Genomic DNA, 13,706 nt, shown 5'->3' on the forward strand with positions numbered 1-13,706 from the left:
AGGTGGTTCGCATGTTCACCGTGGTCGACGGCGATCGCGTCGAGCGGATCGACGCCCGGCCCGGCCCCGGCGGGCGGCCGCTGGCCCCGCTCGACCGGCCGCTGCTCGGCTGGGAGCGCAAGCCGCACGGCTGGTGCCGCGACGACGCCTGCCTGCCCGCCGCCCGCGTCGCCGGGATCGAGACGCCCGACGGCGTGGACGTGACCGCGTTCGCCGAGCTGACGGGGCATGTCGCCGTCGTCGACGCGGCGGAGCGCGCCGTGGCCCTGGCCGCCGCCGCTCCGCGGCTCACCGCCGCCGAGGCGCCCGACTTCGAACTGGACGGCGTCCGCCTCGCCGACCTCCGCGGACGCAAGGTCGCGCTGGTGTTCTGGGCCTCCTGGTGCGGCTGCCGCTACGACCTGCCGGCCTGGGAGGAGCGGCACGCGGCGCTGCGCGACCACGGGTTCACGGTCGTCAGCGTCGCGTGCGACCGGTCGGCCGGCGACGCGCGGCCGTGGATCGAGGAGGCGAAGGCCACCCACCCCGCCCTGGTCGACACCGAGGGCGTCGTCGCCGAGCTCTACAACGTGATCAACGTGCCGACGGTGGTGTGGATCGACGAGGAGGGCCGCATCGCCCGTCCCCAGGACACCCAGACCGCCACCGACCTGTTCCGCTCCATGAACGGCCTGGACTCCCAGGTGTCCTCTGCGGCGCTGCGCCGCTGGGTGGTCGACGGCGACGCCGGGCTGGACGACGCCCAGGTCCGCGAGCACCTGCGCGTCCCGACGGCCGAGGAGCAGCGCGCCCGCGCGCACGCCCGCCTGGCGGTCTGGCTGGCCCGCGAGGGCCGGGACGAGGCGGCGCGGCGGCACGCGGCCGAGGCCGCCGCGCTGGCCCCGCACGACGTGGCGATCCGCCGCGGCCTGATGCCGCTCACCGGGGAGGACCCGTTCGGCGACGCCTACTTCGCGCTGCGCGACGAGCTGGAGAAGGCGGGCATCCCCATCTACCGGCCGCTGCCCGCCCGGCCGGGGGCCTGGACGAGTGATTCCTAATGATCACGATGTGGTGGACCTGCCACTCCGAGGGCGTGGCCGTCCGCATCGCCCAGCGCATCCTGGCCATGACCGCAGCGATCTGGCACAACCACCACACCGCCGGCCGGTCACCCGCTCACTGACCACCTACGACCATGAGGAATCACTCGTCTAGCGGTCGAGCAAAGGTGGTTTGACCTGCTTTTTTGCTCTGATGGCGGTTTGTCGGACGTGGTGTGAGCATCTATCGCACACCACCGACATCAGGGGGGATGCTGTCATGAGCCAGGCAGGCGCCGGTGAGGACCGCACGTCCGGAGGCCAGGCACAGGGCCAGGCACAGGGCCGGGGGCAGGGAGGCGGACAGGCGACGGAGACCGCCCGGCGGCCGGGCGCGGGGCCGCGCAGACCCCTCGGCGAGGAGTCGGGCGTCCTGGTGACCGAGCAGGGCCGTACCAAGCTCGCCGACACCGTGGTCGCCAAGGTCGCGGGCCTGGCGGCGCGCGAGATCGGCGGCGTCTACGACATGGGCTCGGGGATGACCCGCACCATCGGCACGGTCAAGGAGCGGCTGCCCGGGGGGATGGGCGGGCAGAGCGCGACGCGGGGCGTGGCGGTGCAGGTGGGCGAGCACCAGGCGGCCATCGATCTCGATCTGATCGTGGAGTACGGCGCCTCCATCCCGGACCTGGCCGCGGCCGTGCGCGAGAACGTGATCGGCGAGGTCGAGCACATGTGCGGCCTCGACGTCGTCGAGGTCAACATCGACGTGGCCGACATCCACGTGCCCGGCGAGGAAGACGAAGAACAAGAGCAGTCTCAGCGGGCCGAGCCGCGGGTGCGATGACCACCGGACCGATGACCACCGGACCGCCGGCCACCGGACCGCCGACCACCGGGCCGGCGACCACCGGGCCGGCGACCACCGGGCGGACGGCCGGCGGGCGCGGCGGGACCATGAGCGAGCGCGTCGGCCTGGCCGAGCGGATCGCCGCGGCAGTGACCGCGCTCCCGGACGTGGCGGGCCTGACGGCCGGGCCGCACGGACGCGTGGTGACCTACCGGGTCGGAGATCCGTACGCCGGGGTCGCCGTCCGTGAGCGGGAGATCGAGGTGGGCGTGGTCGCCCGCCTCGGCCGGGCGCTGGCCGAGACCGCCGAGGCCGTCCGGGAGGCCGCGCTGCCGCTGGCCGGGGGCCTGCCCGTGAACGTGCTGATCGCCGACGTCACCGGGGCGGGATGACCCGGCCGGCGCCCGCCTGCGCTGAAGGAGAACTGACATGGACGAACGAACGATATGGCCGGTGATCGGCCTCGCCTTCGGCGTGGCGCTGGGGTTCGCGGGCTGGTTCGGCGGGTTCGGGGCCTTCGTCATCGTCCTGGTGCTCGGCCTGCTCGGCTGGGTGGGCGGGCACGCCATCGCGGGCGAGACGAACCTCGGTGAGATGTTCTCGTTCGGCTCCCGCAGGCGGAGGCAGCCATGACCGGCGTCCTGTACACCGAGCGGGGCCGGACGAAGATCGCCGAACGGGCGATCACGCGGATCGTCGTCCGCGCGGTCGGCGAGACCGAGTCCGCCGGCGGCCTGGGACGTTCCCTGCTCGGGATGAGCGTGGGGGGCCGGGCCGCCCGCGCCGACGTGGACGTGGACGGCACGCTGGTCACCGCGCGGGTGCGGCTGTCGGTCGCCTACCCGTACCCGGTGCGCGAGGTGACCCACCGGGTCCGCCGTCACGTGCGCGAACGGGTGGAGAACCTGACCGGGCTCACGGTCCGGCAGGTGGACATCGACGTGGCCGAGCTGGCGCGCTCCGCGCCCGCCGCGTCCGCCGCGGAACGGAGGGTGTCATGACCACGCACGCGGGACGGCTCCCGCGGTCCCGGGAGCGGGACGCGGAGCCGGGCCGTGCCGGCTCGGCGGCGGCGTCCCGGCGGGCGGCGCGCCGCGCCTTCCACTCGCGCCGGATCTGGCCCGCGCTCCTGGCGTCCCTGATCGTCGCCGCGGCGGGCGTGATCACCGCGATAGAGACGATCTCCGCGCTGGCCGGGAGCCCGCTGCGCTTCTTCCCCTACGAGCAGATCACCTCCTGGGCCGTGCGCACGCCCTGGAACGACCGGCTCGCGCTGCTGATCGCCGCCGCGATCGCCCTGCTGGGGCTGGTCTTCGTGCTCACCGGGCTGTTCCCGGGGCGCGGGCGGCTGATCCCCCTGTACGGCGAGGACCCCGACCTCGTCGTCGGCATCACCCGGAGCGGGCTGCGGACGCTGGTCGCCACGGCCGCCCGGAGCGTCGACGGCGTGACCGGCGTCGGCCATGTGAGGCTGCGCCGGCGCAAGGTCAGGGTGAAGGTCCGCACCGCCCTGCGCCAACCTCACGACCTGCACGAACGGGTGCGGGCCGCGGTGCGGGAACGCCTGGACGAGGTCGGGCCGCTGCCCCGGCGCGGGATCGCGGTCCGGATCCGCTTCCCCAAGGACTGAGGACCGCGCAGATGGATCGACACGCGTCCCGCATCAACCACCTGGCCCTCGTCCTGTTCGGCCTCCTCCTGCTGGCCGCCGGGGGGCTGGCGCTCGCCCGCGGGCTGGGCGCGTTCGGCGCCGCCGCGCGGTCCGACCCGCTGATCACCGAGCCGATGCGCCGGTACGCCGCCGCGCAGGGCTGGTTCTGGCCCGCCGTCGCGGCGGTCGCGGTCGTCGTGGCGCTGCTCGGGCTGGCCTGGCTGGCGGCGCAGCTCCGTTCGGATCGGCTGCCGGATCTGCCGGTGGAGCCCGACGAGCGCGGCGGCACGACGCGGGTGTCGGCGGGGGCCGTCACCGACGCGCTGGAGGACGAGATCGGGAAGTACCCGGGCGTCCGCGGCGTCCACGCCCGGCTGCTCGGCAGGCCGCGATCGCCCCGCCTGCGGCTGAAGGTGTCCTACGAGCGGCACGCCGACCTGGCCGACCTGCGCCGCCGCATCGGCGACCAGGCCGTCGCCCGCCTCCGTACGGCCCTGGACCGCGAGTCGCTGCCCGCCGTGGTCCGCCTGCGGGTGGTCTCCGGCGGGGAGACCCGGCGCCGCGTCGTGTGACCGCCGGGCCCTTGCCGGACGCCACCGGGCGTGCCAGGTTTCCGACCATGAAGACGGAGATGCAGGCGAACGTCGCCGCGTTCGAGCAGACGCTCCGGTCCACCATCGCGCTCGCGGAGACGTTCGCGCCGCAGGACTGGAAACGCCCGACCGACTGCCCCGGCTGGTCGGTCCAGGACGTCGTGTCCCACCTGGTCGGCACGGAGCTGATGCTCCTGGGCGAGGACCCCGCCGCCGGGCACGTGATGGCGGAGGAGCCGCCGCACGTGCGCAACGACCTCGGCCGCCTCGTCGAACCGGGGGTGGACGCGCGGCGCGGCAGGCCGGGCGCCGACGTTCTGGCGGAGCTGCGCGAGGTCCTCGACCGGCGGCTGGCCGCGCTGCCGGGCATCGACCCCGAGCGGCCCACCATGGCGCCGACCGGCCGGACCGTGCCCTACGCCGAGTTCATGGTGTTCCGCGCGTTCGACTGCTGGATCCACGAGCAGGACGTCCGGCGCGCGGTCGGGCGGCCCGGCAACCTGGACGCCCCCGCCGCCGGCTGCGCGCGGCGCATCATGGAGTCGGGCCTGCCGATGGTCGTGGCCAAGCGGGCGGGCGCCGGGGCGGGCACGACGGTCGCGTTCGAGGTCTCCGCGCCGCTGGCGTTCACCGCCCGCGTCCGGGTCGGCGAGGACGGCCGCGCGCGGGCCGTCGACGCCGGGGCGGCCGACCTCACCCTGCGGATGGACTGGGAGACCTTCGTCCGGCTGGCGGCGGGACGGTGCGGGCCGGAGGACGTCACGGTCGCCGCCGAGGGCGACACCGGCCTCGCCGACCGCGTCCTGGCGAACATGGCGCTCACCCCCTGATCGTTGCCGGTTTTGAGGGGTTTTGGCGTTCTATCTCCCAAAATGCTCGGTTTCTTGGACTAGGGTTCAGGGAAATCGACGTCGAGGGGACGGAGGATTCGCTTGAAGAACGTTTCAAGGAATGGCCGGCTCCATGACGGAGCCCTTGCCTAACGGGGGGTTGACGCACAGACATCATCACGGGCCCCTTCCACTCGGTGGCCCGTCATATCGAAGGCCGGGCACCGCCTGTCGTGCCCGGCCTTCGATCTCGCGAGGAGTGGGTTGTGTTTTCCAACTCACTTGGGTTACCGTCGGGTAGCACCATCAGCCGCGAGGAGGCGCTCATGTGCGACGCAGTGATCATCGAGGCCGTCCGTACCCCCATCGCCAAGGGCAGGCCGACCGGCGCCCTCCACGGCGAGCACCCCGCGGGGCTGCTCGCCCGCACGCTCGCCACCCTGGTCGAACGGGCCGGGATCGACCCCGCGCTCGTCGACGACGTGATCGGCGGCGTGGTCACCCAGGCCGGCGACCAGGCGGCCAACCTCACCCGTACCGCCGTGCTGGCCGCCGGGTTCCCCGAGAGCGTCCCCGCCATGACCGTGGACCGCCAGTGCGGCTCGTCCCAGCAGGCCGTGCACATCGCCGCCCAGGGCGTGCGGAGCGGCGCGTACGACATCGCCATCGCCTGCGGCGTGGAGTCGATGTCCCGGGTGCCGATGGGGTCGGCGGTGACGCCCGGTTCCGACCCGTTCGCCCCGCTCCGGGAGCGCTACCCCGAGGGCCTGGTCGGCCAGGGCGTCAGCGCCGAGCTCATCGCCGCCCGCTGGAAGATCGCCCGCGAGGAACTGGACGCCTTCGCCGCCGAGTCCCACCGCCGCGCGGCCACCGCCTACGCCGCCGGCGCGTTCGACCGCGAGCTGGCCTGGAAGGCCCCGGACGAGACCGTACGCCCCACGACCACCCCGGAGATCCTGGCCGGCCTCAAGCCCGCCTACTACGACCCGGCCGTCGCCGAGCGGTTCCCCGAGATCGACTGGCGGATCACCGCGGGCAACGCCTCACCGATCAACGACGGCGCCGCCGCCGTCCTCATCATGGGCGCCGACGTCGCCGAACGCCTCGGCCTGCGTCCCCGCGCGCGCTTCCGCGCGTTCGCCGTCACCGGCGACGACCCCCTCCTGATGCTCACCGCGATCATCCCCGCCACCGCCAAGGTCCTGGCCAGGGCCGGTCTCTCCCTGGAGGACATCGACCTGTTCGAGGTGAACGAGGCGTTCGCTCCCGTCGTCCTGGCCTGGCAGCGCGAGACCGGCGCCGACCTCGACCGCGTCAACGTGCGCGGCGGCGCCATCGCCATCGGCCACCCCCTGGGCGCCAGCGGCGCCCGCCTCATGACGACCCTGGTCCACGCCATGGAGGACCGGGACGCCCGGTACGGCCTCCAGACCATGTGCGAGGCCGGCGGCCTGGCCAACGCCACGGTCATCGAACGTTCCTAGACTGGAGCCCATGCCGAAGGACGCCGATCCGCGCCCCTGCTCGATCGCCGACACGCTCGAGATCATCGGCGAGCGCTGGACGCTCCTGGCCGTCCGGGAACTCCTGCACGGCGTCCGCCGCTTCGACGGCATCGCCCGCAACACCGGCGCGTCCCGCGACATCCTCACCAACCGGCTCCGCAAGCTGGAGACCGCGGGCATCCTCCGCCGCGAGCGCTACAGCGACCACCCTCCCCGCTTCGAGTACCACCTGACCCCGGCGGGGAGGGAACTCGGCGATGTCCTGCTCATGCTCATGAAGTGGGGTGACCGGCACCTCAACCCGGACGACCCGCCCATGCGCTTCCACCACTCCTGCGGCGAGGTCCTCAGCCCCGTGGTGGTCTGCGGGCACTGCGGCAGGGAGGCCCGCCACGGCATCCACACCCCCGAGGGCCGTGGCACCCGACCTTCCTCCACGATTTGAGACTTCACCCGCCCACTGACACCTCCACCAGGCACTGCTCCGTACAAAGGCTCAACAAGGACTTCAATGAGAAAATTGAAGGCGTGAGCCGGTGCGATCACCGGGATCCGAACGAGCACGGAGCCGAGATGAAGTTCATTCTGGAAGTCGACATGGGCGACACGGCCTTCGACGGGGAGGCCGTCAGCGAACTGGGCCGCATCCTGCGCTACTGGGGCGGCAACCTGAGCCACTACGACCTCAAGCCCGGCGACGGCTCGCCCATCTACGACTCCGCCTACCGCGAGGTCGGCCGGTGGAACATCACCACCGAGCCCTGACCGCCCTCCAGCCTGCCGCGCTCCCGTTCCGGTCGGTGCCCTCTCGTTCGTGAACCGGTTCGTGATCGGAGCTGCGCAGGTGAGGGAGCCGGGGTCAGGCTGGGTCGGTGCCGGGCTCGGCGGGCAGCCAGGTGCGGGCCGCCGACGCCAGGGCGGCGACGCCGGTCGTCAGGGTCGGCTCGATGACCGGCGCGAACAGCGGGGAGTGATTCGACGGCAGGGCCCGTACGATCTCCGCGACCGCCTCCACGTCGGCGGCACCGGCGAACCCGGCCGGATCGGCGCCGCCCAGCAGCCAGTAGACGCAGGGCACGCCGGCCGCCTCGGCGAGCAGGCCCACGTCCTCGCTGCCGGTGACCGGGCCCGGGTCGTACACCAGGCCGGGGCCGAGGTCGGCGTCGAAGCCGCGCCGGGTGACCGCGCATCCCTCGGGATCGTTGACCACCGGGGGAAAGGACTCGGTCGTCGTGATGTCGGGCGGCCGGGGCGCGCCGGACGCGGCGGCCTCGGCCCGGGTCACCCGTTCGATGGCGTCGAGGACGCGGGTGCGCACCGCCTCGTCGAAGGTGCGGACGCTCAGGAGCAGCTCGGCCTGGTCCGGGATGATGTTCGCCTTGTCACCCGCGCGCACGGAGCCGATGGTCACCACGGCGGTCTCGGCGGCGGCCACCTCCCGGGACGCGATGCCCTGCAGCCGCATCACCAGCGCGGCGGCCATCACCACCGGATCGACCGAGGTCTCCGGGCGCGAACCGTGCCCGCCGCGCCCGTGCAGGACGATCCGCAGCGAGTCGGACGCGGCGAACGCCGGGCCCGGCCGCAGCGCGAGGAACCCCGCGGGCAGGGGCGCGACGTGCTGGCCCAGCACCACCGCCGGGTGGCCGAAACGTTCGTACAGCCCGTCGTCGACCATGGCCCGGGCACCGCCGCCGACCTCCTCGGCGGGCTGGAACACCAGCAGCAGCGTCCCCCGCCAGGACGAACGGTCCGCCGCCAGCGCCTCCGCCGCGCCCAGCAGGCACGTCACGTGTACGTCGTGGCCGCAGGCGTGCATGACCGGCACCTCCCGGCCCTCGCCGTCCTCCGCGCGGACGGTGCTGGCGTACGGCAGGCCGGTCCGCTCCCGTACGGGCAGGGCGTCCATGTCGGCCCGCAGCAACGCGGTGGGCCCGGCGCCGTTCCGCAGGACGCCCACCACGCCCGTGCGGCCGACCCCGGTCGCCGTCTCGTACCCCAGGGCCCTCAGCCGCGCGGCCACGATCCCGGACGTACGGGTCTCCTGGAACGACAGTTCCGGATGGGCGTGCAGGTCCCGGTAGGTCTCGGCCAGTTCCTCGGCGTTCGTCGTCATTCTCACCCTCCGGGGCATGCCCTCAGAGCCGGCCGGCGACGCGCAGGGCCGTCGCGATCTCCTTGACCTCGATCTCCGAGCACGACGTGGCGATCCGCACCACCAGATCGAACGCCTCGTCATCGGTGAGGGCGGGACGCCTGCCCGCGAGTGCGAGCATGACCCGGGTGGCCGTCCAGGCGGTGCGCTTGTTCCCGTCGACGAACGCGTAATTGCAGATCACCGAATGGAGCAGGGCGGCGGCCTTCTCTTCCAGGGTGGTGTACGCCTCGACCCCGAACGCGAGGGTCGCCGGGCGCATCGCCGAGGACGACACCAGCCCCGCATCGCGAACGGCGGCGGTGCCGCCCAGCACGGCGGCGTTGATCTCGATCAGGTCGTCCGCCGTAAGGTAGTCGGTCACGCGTCGGCCAGCCGCGCGAGCAACTCCTTGTCCTCGGCCATCACCTGAGCGGTGACCGCGCGGACCTCGGCGCGGTGCCGGCGCATCCGCGCCCATTCCTCCACGGCCTGGACGACGGCGGCGTTCACGGAGATGTGCTCCTCGTCGGCCGCCTTGATCAGGAGCTCGTCGATCTCGTCGGGGATGCGGATGCTGCGGGTGGTCATACCACAATGGTCTCGCGACGGGTCGTCAGCACTCGATGACGTTGACGGCGAGGCCGCCGCGGGACGTCTCCTTGTACTTGTCGAGCATGTCCCGGCCGGTGTCCTTCATGGTCTTGATGGCGCGGTCGAGGGAGACGAAATGGCGGCCGTCGCCGCGCAGCGCGATGCGCGCGGCGCTGATCGCCTTGATCGCGCCGACCGCGTTGCGCTCGATGCAGGGGACCTGGACCAGGCCGCCGACGGGGTCGCAGGTCAGGCCGAGGTTGTGCTCGATGCCGATCTCGGCCGCGTTCTCCACCTGCTCGGGGGTGCCGCCGAGGACCTCGGTGAGCCCGGCGGCGGCCATGGAGCAGGCGGAGCCGACCTCGCCCTGGCAGCCGACCTCCGCGCCGGAGATCGAGGCGTTCTGCTTGAACAGGACGCCGATCGCGCCGGCGGTCAGCAGGAAGCGGACGGCGGCCTCGTCGTCGCCGGGGTGGGAGATGAACGTGGCGTGGTAGTGCAGGACGGCCGGGATGATGCCCGCGGCGCCGTTGGTGGGGGCCGTGACGATGCGGCCTCCGGCGGCGTTCTCCTCGTTGACGGCCAGGGCGAACAGGGTGACCCAGTCCATGGCGTGCAGCGGGTCGGATGCCTTCTCGGTGGTCAGCTGGCGATGCAGCTGCGGTGCCCGGCGGCGGACCTTGAGACCGCCGGGGAGCAGGCCCTCGCGGGTCCTGCCCCGTTCCACGCAGGCCCGCATGACCCCCCACAGGTCGGCCAGCCCGGTACGGATCTCCTCTTCGGTGCGGCCGAAGGCCCGCTCGTTCTCCAGCATCAGGGCGGAGATCGACAGTCCGGTCTCGTGGCAGCGTTCCAGCAGCTCCGCGGCCGTGTCGAAGCGATGCGGCAGGACGGTGTCGTCGGCCTTGAGCCGGTCGGCGCCGGTGGCGTTCTCGTCCACGACGAAGCCGCCGCCGACCGAGTAGTACACCCTGGACCGCAGCTCCCGGCCGTCCGCGGAGTACGCGGTGAAGCGCATCCCGTTGGGGTGGCCGGGCAGCGACTCCTTGCGCTCGAACACCAGATGGTCGTTGACCACGAACGGGACGTCGTGGGAGCCGAAGAGGCGGAGCGCGCCGCGTTCGCGGACGGCCGCCAGGCGTTCGTCCACGGTGTCGACGTCGACCGTCTCCGGCTTGTCGCCCTCCAGGCCCAGGATGACGGCCTTGTCGCTGCCGTGGCCCTTGCCGGTCAGCCCGAGCGAGCCGTACAGGACCGCCCGGACCGAGGCGGTCTTCTCCAGCAGGCCGTCGCGGTCGAGACCGCGGGCGAAGCGGTGCGCGGCGGCCATCGGGCCGCCGGTGTGGGACGAGGACGGCCCGATACCGACCTTGAACAGGTCGAAGACACTGATCGCCATTGATCACCCTCCTCGCCCCCTCCGGTTCGCGGAGGGGGCGGGGGCCGTTTTACAGGTCGGGGTAGAGCGGGTGCTTGTCCGCGAGCGCCCGTACGCGGGCCGCGAGCGCATCCTGGTCGAAGGACGGCTGCAGTGCGAGGGCGATGATGTCGGCCACCTCGGTGAAGTCCTCGGCGGTGAAGCCGCGGGTGGCCAGGGCGGGCGTGCCGATCCGCAGGCCGGAGGTGACCATCGGCGGGCGCGGGTCGTTGGGGACCGCGTTCCGGTTGACGGTGATGCCGATGCCGTGCAGCCGGTCCTCGGCGTCCCGGCCGGTCAGCTCCGAGTCGACCAGGTCGACCAGGACCAGGTGCACGTCGGTGCCGCCGGTGAGGACCTTGACGCCGGCCTTGGCGGAGTCCTCGGCCAGCAGCCGCTCGGCCAGGAGGCGGGCGCCCTCGACGGTACGGCGCTGGCGGTCGCGGAACTCCTCGGAGCCCGCGACCTTCAGCGCGACCGCCTTGGCCGCGATCACGTGCTCCAGCGGGCCGCCCTGCATGCCGGGGAACACCGCGGAGTTGATCTTCTTGCCGTACTCCTCCCGGGACAGGATGAGCCCGCCGCGCGGGCCGCCCAGGGTCTTGTGCGTGGTGGTGGTCACGATGTCGGCGTACGGGACGGGCGAGGGGTGCAGGCCCGCCGCGACCAGCCCGGCGAAGTGCGCCATGTCCACCATCAGCAGCGCGCCCACCGAGTCGGCGATCTCCCGGAACCGGGCGAAGTCGAGCCGCCGGGGGTACGCCGACCAGCCCGCCACGATCATCTTGGGCCGGTGCTCGGCGGCCAGGGCGGCGACCTCGTCCATGTCGACCAGGCCGTCGTCCGGGCGGACGTGGTAGGCCACCACGTTCAGCGTCTTGCCGGAGTAGTTGAGGCGCATCCCGTGGGTGAGGTGCCCGCCGTGCGCCAGGTCGAGGCCGAGGATGGTGTCACCCGGCTGCAGCAGCGCGAAGTAGACCGCGGTGTTGGCCTGCGCCCCGCTGTGCGGCTGGACGTTGGCGTGCTCCGCGCCGAACAGCTCCTTGGCCCGGTCGATGGCCAGCTGCTCGGTGACGTCCACGAACTCGCAGCCGCCGTAGTAGCGCTTGCCCGGGTAGCCCTCGGCGTACTTGTTGGTGAGGACCGAGCCCTGCGCCTCCAGGACCGAGACCGGGGCGAAGTTCTCCGACGCGATCATTTCCAGGGTGGACTGCTGCCGGTCGAGCTCGGCGGCCACCGCGCGGGCGACCTCGGGGTCGACGGCCGACAGCGGTTCGTACAGGCTCACGATCAGGACTCCTCGATGAACTTGGAGTAGGCGGCGGCGTCCAGGAGGTCGCCGGGCTCCTCGGACACCCGGACCTTGAAGATCCAGCCCTCGCCGTACGGGTCGTCGTTGATCACCTTGGGCTCGTCGATCACCGCGCCGTTGACCGCGGTGATCTCGCCGCTCACCGGGGAGTAGAGGTCGCTGACGGACTTGGTGGACTCCACCTCGCCGCAGGTCTCGCCCGCCTCGACCGTGTCGCCCTCACCGGGCTGCAGCTCGAGGAAGACGATCTCGCCGAGGGCGTCGGCCGCGTGCGCGGTGATGCCGACCGTGACGATGCCGTCCTCGCCGCCGAGGCCCGACACCCACTCGTGCTCTTCGCTGTAGCGCAACTGCTCGGGAACGCTCACGATGCTTTCTCTCTCCAGGTCTCAGGAACGCTTGTAGAAGGGCAGCTCGACCACGTCGACCGGCTCCTGCCGGCCGCGGACGTCGACGGCGAGCCCGGACCCGGCGCCGGGGTCCGCCGGCACCGAGGCGTCGACGTACGCCATGGCGATCGGCCTGCCCAGTGTCGGGGACGGCGCGCCGCTCGTCACCACACCGCACGGCGTGCCGTCGGACGTGACGACCTCGTACCCCTTGCGGGGCGCCCTGCGGCCGCGGGCGACCAGCCCCACGAGCTTACGGCCCGGCGGGGTCTGCGCCTGCGCCGCCAGGGCGGCCTTACCCACGAAATCGCCGGGCTTATCCAGTTTGACGACCCGGCCCAGGCCGGCCTCGAACGGGGTGGTCTCCAGGGTCAGCTCGTTGCCGTACAGCGGCATGCCCGCCTCCAGCCGGAGGGAGTCGCGCGCCGCCAGCCCGGCCGGCACCACGCCCTCGACCGCCGCCAGCTCCCGCCACAGCCGCACCGCGTCGCCGGCGGACACGAACAGCTCGAAGCCGTCCTCGCCCGTGTAGCCGGTCCGCGCGATCAGGGCGTCGACGCCGGCGACCTCCTCCGCGGTGATCGCGTAGTACTTCAGCTCCGGCAGGGGGGCCGCGGTGAAGCGCGCCAGGATCCCCTGCGCCTCCGGGCCCTGGAGCGCGATCAGCGCGTACTCGCCGGAGCGGTCCTCCACCGCCGCCTCGAAGCCCGCCACGCGCTCGGTCAGGGCGTCGCGGACGGTCGCGGCGTTGGCGGCGTTGGCGACGACCAGGTAGGTCTCGGGCGCGAGCCGGTAGACGATCAGGTCGTCCAGCACGCCGCCGTCGGGGGCGCAGATCATCGTGTAGCGGGCCTTGCCCACGGCCATCGGCGACAGGTTGCCGACCAGCGCGTGGTCCAGGGCCGGCCCGGCGCCCGGGCCCTGCAGGAAGATCTCGCCCATGTGGGAGAGGTCGAACAGCCCCGCGCCGGTGCGCACGGCGCGGTGCTCGGCGGTCTCGCTCGCGTACCGCAGCGGCATCAGGTAACCGGCGAAGTCGACGAGGTTCGCGCCGAGCTCCCGGTGGACCTCGTACAGCGGCGTCTTCCGGGCGGACGCTGTGGTGGACATGGGTCGGCTCCTTCGTCGCGGGCGCGTGGTCCGATCGTCCCACCCGCACCGGGCGTGCTCGGTGCCTCCCCCTCTGTCATCGGCCGGTCGACGGCGCCTGAGAGCTTCACCCCGGGCCGTCCGCGGCCGAGCCGCGGGACGCCGGGGCTTTCACCTTCGGCGGGGGACGGCGGCGTCCCCGCTTTCCAGAGGTCGCCTGGCCTGCGCGGTCCTGGGGCCTGAGAGGTTCCGGGGAGGATTTGCTCCTTCGGCGTCCCCGGGCTGGCTGCCGGGGCACTCTCCCGCGCGGGATCAGCGGC

At 73.1% G+C, this 13,706-nt stretch carries 19 protein-coding genes and 1 riboswitch; of the genes, 12 read left to right on the top strand and 7 right to left on the bottom strand.

Features of this window, described 5'->3' with window-relative positions; all coding sequences use genetic code 11:
- The first annotated feature begins 11 nt into the window (after positions 1 to 11).
- The 12 genes from IW256_RS39005 (at position 12) to IW256_RS39055 (ending at position 7,216) form a co-directional block, all read left to right on the top strand.
- Positions 12 to 1,040 (top strand): TlpA disulfide reductase family protein, encoded by a 1,029-nt coding sequence (locus IW256_RS39005; protein ID WP_197015720.1) that lies wholly within the window; start codon positions 12 to 14, stop codon positions 1,038 to 1,040.
- Positions 1,040 to 1,165, top strand: a complete 126-nt coding sequence (locus IW256_RS42565) for a hypothetical protein (RefSeq protein ID WP_269217991.1) — start codon at positions 1,040 to 1,042, stop codon at positions 1,163 to 1,165. The genes IW256_RS39005 and IW256_RS42565 overlap by 1 nt, the downstream gene beginning before the upstream one ends.
- 137 nt (positions 1,166 to 1,302) lie before the next feature.
- A complete protein-coding gene (locus tag IW256_RS39010; protein ID WP_197015721.1) occupies positions 1,303 to 1,869 on the top strand; it encodes an Asp23/Gls24 family envelope stress response protein in 567 nt (188 codons plus the stop codon).
- Between the two features lie 11 nt (positions 1,870 to 1,880).
- On the top strand, positions 1,881 to 2,264 hold the full coding sequence (locus IW256_RS39015; RefSeq protein WP_231404101.1) for a hypothetical protein: 384 nt from the start codon (positions 1,881 to 1,883) through the stop codon (positions 2,262 to 2,264).
- Positions 2,265 to 2,316: 52 nt separating this feature from the next.
- Positions 2,317 to 2,505 (top strand): hypothetical protein, encoded by a 189-nt coding sequence (locus IW256_RS39020; RefSeq protein ID WP_197016806.1) that lies wholly within the window; start codon positions 2,317 to 2,319, stop codon positions 2,503 to 2,505.
- Complete coding sequence (locus IW256_RS39025) at positions 2,502 to 2,873, top strand: Asp23/Gls24 family envelope stress response protein (RefSeq protein ID WP_197015722.1); 372 nt, start codon at positions 2,502 to 2,504, stop codon at positions 2,871 to 2,873. The genes IW256_RS39020 and IW256_RS39025 overlap by 4 nt, the downstream gene beginning before the upstream one ends.
- Positions 2,870 to 3,502 (top strand): DUF6286 domain-containing protein, encoded by a 633-nt coding sequence (locus IW256_RS39030; RefSeq protein WP_197015723.1) that lies wholly within the window; start codon positions 2,870 to 2,872, stop codon positions 3,500 to 3,502. Before IW256_RS39025 ends, IW256_RS39030 begins: the two co-directional genes overlap by 4 nt.
- A gap of 11 nt (positions 3,503 to 3,513) precedes the next feature.
- Positions 3,514 to 4,095 (top strand): alkaline shock response membrane anchor protein AmaP, encoded by a 582-nt coding sequence (amaP, locus tag IW256_RS39035; protein WP_197015724.1) that lies wholly within the window; start codon positions 3,514 to 3,516, stop codon positions 4,093 to 4,095.
- A 47-nt stretch (positions 4,096 to 4,142) separates the two neighbouring features.
- Positions 4,143 to 4,946: a maleylpyruvate isomerase family mycothiol-dependent enzyme gene (locus IW256_RS39040; RefSeq protein ID WP_197015725.1), complete on the top strand. Its 804-nt coding sequence runs from the start codon at positions 4,143 to 4,145 to the stop codon at positions 4,944 to 4,946.
- 326 nt (positions 4,947 to 5,272) lie between these two features.
- A complete protein-coding gene (locus tag IW256_RS39045) occupies positions 5,273 to 6,430 on the top strand; it encodes a thiolase family protein (RefSeq protein WP_197015726.1) in 1,158 nt (385 codons plus the stop codon).
- Between the two features lie 10 nt (positions 6,431 to 6,440).
- Positions 6,441 to 6,896, top strand: coding sequence for a winged helix-turn-helix transcriptional regulator (locus IW256_RS39050; RefSeq protein WP_197015727.1), 456 nt, complete (start codon positions 6,441 to 6,443; stop codon positions 6,894 to 6,896).
- Between the two features lie 128 nt (positions 6,897 to 7,024).
- The gene (locus IW256_RS39055; protein WP_197015728.1) at positions 7,025 to 7,216 is read left to right on the top strand and encodes a hypothetical protein; all 192 of its coding nucleotides are present in this window, start codon (positions 7,025 to 7,027) and stop codon (positions 7,214 to 7,216) included.
- A 94-nt stretch (positions 7,217 to 7,310) separates the two neighbouring features.
- Here IW256_RS39055 and IW256_RS39060 read toward each other — a convergent pair whose 3' ends face one another.
- Genes IW256_RS39060 through gcvT form a run of 7 tightly spaced genes read right to left on the bottom strand, consistent with a single transcriptional unit; the run spans position 7,311 to position 13,407 of the window.
- Positions 7,311 to 8,567 carry an amidohydrolase gene (locus IW256_RS39060; protein ID WP_231404103.1) on the bottom strand — a complete coding sequence of 419 codons (1,257 nt, stop codon included), beginning with the start codon at positions 8,565 to 8,567 and terminating at the stop codon, positions 7,311 to 7,313.
- Positions 8,568 to 8,589: 22 nt separating this feature from the next.
- Positions 8,590 to 8,970: a type II toxin-antitoxin system death-on-curing family toxin gene (locus IW256_RS39065; protein ID WP_197015730.1), complete on the bottom strand. Its 381-nt coding sequence runs from the start codon at positions 8,968 to 8,970 to the stop codon at positions 8,590 to 8,592.
- Positions 8,967 to 9,176, bottom strand: coding sequence for a hypothetical protein (locus IW256_RS39070; protein ID WP_197015731.1), 210 nt, complete (start codon positions 9,174 to 9,176; stop codon positions 8,967 to 8,969). Before IW256_RS39070 ends, IW256_RS39065 begins: the two co-directional genes overlap by 4 nt.
- Positions 9,177 to 9,201: 25 nt before the next feature.
- Positions 9,202 to 10,578: an L-serine ammonia-lyase gene (locus IW256_RS39075; RefSeq protein WP_197015732.1), complete on the bottom strand. Its 1,377-nt coding sequence runs from the start codon at positions 10,576 to 10,578 to the stop codon at positions 9,202 to 9,204.
- A gap of 49 nt (positions 10,579 to 10,627) precedes the next feature.
- Entirely contained in the window at positions 10,628 to 11,884 is a 1,257-nt protein-coding gene (locus IW256_RS39080) for a serine hydroxymethyltransferase (protein ID WP_420535437.1), read from the bottom strand.
- A 2-nt stretch (positions 11,885 to 11,886) separates the two neighbouring features.
- Entirely contained in the window at positions 11,887 to 12,276 is a 390-nt protein-coding gene (gene gcvH / locus IW256_RS39085; protein ID WP_197015733.1) for a glycine cleavage system protein GcvH, read from the bottom strand.
- A gap of 21 nt (positions 12,277 to 12,297) precedes the next feature.
- Positions 12,298 to 13,407, bottom strand: coding sequence for a glycine cleavage system aminomethyltransferase GcvT (gene gcvT, locus IW256_RS39090; protein ID WP_197015734.1), 1,110 nt, complete (start codon positions 13,405 to 13,407; stop codon positions 12,298 to 12,300).
- A 196-nt stretch (positions 13,408 to 13,603) separates the two neighbouring features.
- Positions 13,604 to 13,701, bottom strand: a riboswitch (glycine riboswitch).
- Between the last annotated feature and the right edge of the window lie 5 nt (positions 13,702 to 13,706).

This window comes from Actinomadura viridis (assembly GCF_015751755.1).
GTDB classification, from domain to species: Bacteria; Actinomycetota; Actinomycetes; order Streptosporangiales; family Streptosporangiaceae; genus Spirillospora; species Spirillospora viridis.

Bases quoted from the DNA above. Each gene is read 5' to 3' on its own strand.
- IW256_RS39005 (WP_197015720.1), top strand. From the start codon at position 12: ATGTTCACCGTGGTCGACGGCGATCGCGTCGAGCGGATCGACGCCCGG.
- IW256_RS42565 (WP_269217991.1), top strand. From the start codon at position 1,040: ATGATCACGATGTGGTGGACCTGCCACTCCGAGGGCGTGGCCGTCCGC.
- IW256_RS39010 (WP_197015721.1), top strand. From the start codon at position 1,303: ATGAGCCAGGCAGGCGCCGGTGAGGACCGCACGTCCGGAGGCCAGGCA.
- IW256_RS39015 (WP_231404101.1), top strand. From the start codon at position 1,881: ATGACCACCGGACCGCCGGCCACCGGACCGCCGACCACCGGGCCGGCG.
- IW256_RS39025 (WP_197015722.1), top strand. From the start codon at position 2,502: ATGACCGGCGTCCTGTACACCGAGCGGGGCCGGACGAAGATCGCCGAA.
- IW256_RS39030 (WP_197015723.1), top strand. From the start codon at position 2,870: ATGACCACGCACGCGGGACGGCTCCCGCGGTCCCGGGAGCGGGACGCG.
- amaP (WP_197015724.1), top strand. From the start codon at position 3,514: ATGGATCGACACGCGTCCCGCATCAACCACCTGGCCCTCGTCCTGTTC.
- IW256_RS39040 (WP_197015725.1), top strand. From the start codon at position 4,143: ATGAAGACGGAGATGCAGGCGAACGTCGCCGCGTTCGAGCAGACGCTC.
- IW256_RS39045 (WP_197015726.1), top strand. From the start codon at position 5,273: ATGTGCGACGCAGTGATCATCGAGGCCGTCCGTACCCCCATCGCCAAG.
- IW256_RS39050 (WP_197015727.1), top strand. From the start codon at position 6,441: ATGCCGAAGGACGCCGATCCGCGCCCCTGCTCGATCGCCGACACGCTC.
- IW256_RS39055 (WP_197015728.1), top strand. From the start codon at position 7,025: ATGAAGTTCATTCTGGAAGTCGACATGGGCGACACGGCCTTCGACGGG.
- IW256_RS39060 (WP_231404103.1), bottom strand. From the start codon at position 8,567: ATGACGACGAACGCCGAGGAACTGGCCGAGACCTACCGGGACCTGCAC.
- IW256_RS39070 (WP_197015731.1), bottom strand. From the start codon at position 9,176: ATGACCACCCGCAGCATCCGCATCCCCGACGAGATCGACGAGCTCCTG.
- IW256_RS39075 (WP_197015732.1), bottom strand. From the start codon at position 10,578: ATGGCGATCAGTGTCTTCGACCTGTTCAAGGTCGGTATCGGGCCGTCC.
- gcvT (WP_197015734.1), bottom strand. From the start codon at position 13,407: ATGTCCACCACAGCGTCCGCCCGGAAGACGCCGCTGTACGAGGTCCAC.